The organism is Massilia sp. Soil_C_3 (assembly GCF_057657035.1).
In genome coordinates, this window is record NZ_JBDGJG010000028.1 from 1 (window position 1) to 659 (window position 659).

The window sequence follows — 659 nt, forward strand, 5'->3', positions numbered from 1 at the left end:
ACCGTTTCTTCCCTGACAAAAGAGCTTTACAACCCGAAGGCCTTCTTCACTCACGCGGCATTGCTGGATCAGGCTTGCGCCCATTGTCCAAAATTCCCCACTGCTGCCTCCCGTAGGAGTCTGGACCGTGTCTCAGTTCCAGTGTGGCTGGTCGTCCTCTCAGACCAGCTACTGATCGTCGCCTTGGTGAGCCTTTACCTCACCAACTAGCTAATCAGATATCGGCCGCTCCAGGAGCACAAGGTCCGAAGATCCCCTGCTTTCATCCTTAGATCGTATGCGGTATTAGCGTAACTTTCGCTACGTTATCCCCCACTCTTGGGTACGTTCCGATATATTACTCACCCGTTCGCCACTCGTCAGCGGAGCAAGCTCCCTGTTACCGTTCGACTTGCATGTGTAAAGCATGCCGCCAGCGTTCAATCTGAGCCAGGATCAAACTCTTCAGTTCAATCTCTGTTTGTTGACTCTTTCGAGTCACCCTGCATTGCTGCAGGGGTCGCTCACTCAAAATACTGACCGTTACTCATTGCTGAGCAACGTATTTCTTTTTTGTGAACATTTGATAATTTAAGTAATCAAGAACCGAAGTTCTTGGCACCTTCATCAAACGCCCACACTTATCGACTGTTAATTTTTAAAGAACTTTATTCGGTACT

1 rRNA gene is annotated in these 659 nt (G+C 48.7%); it reads right to left on the reverse strand.

From position 1 onward, the window contains the following. Positions 1–451 (reverse strand): 16S ribosomal RNA (locus AC3A6F_RS25295); the annotation flags it as partial. Between the last annotated feature and the right edge of the window lie 208 nt (positions 452–659).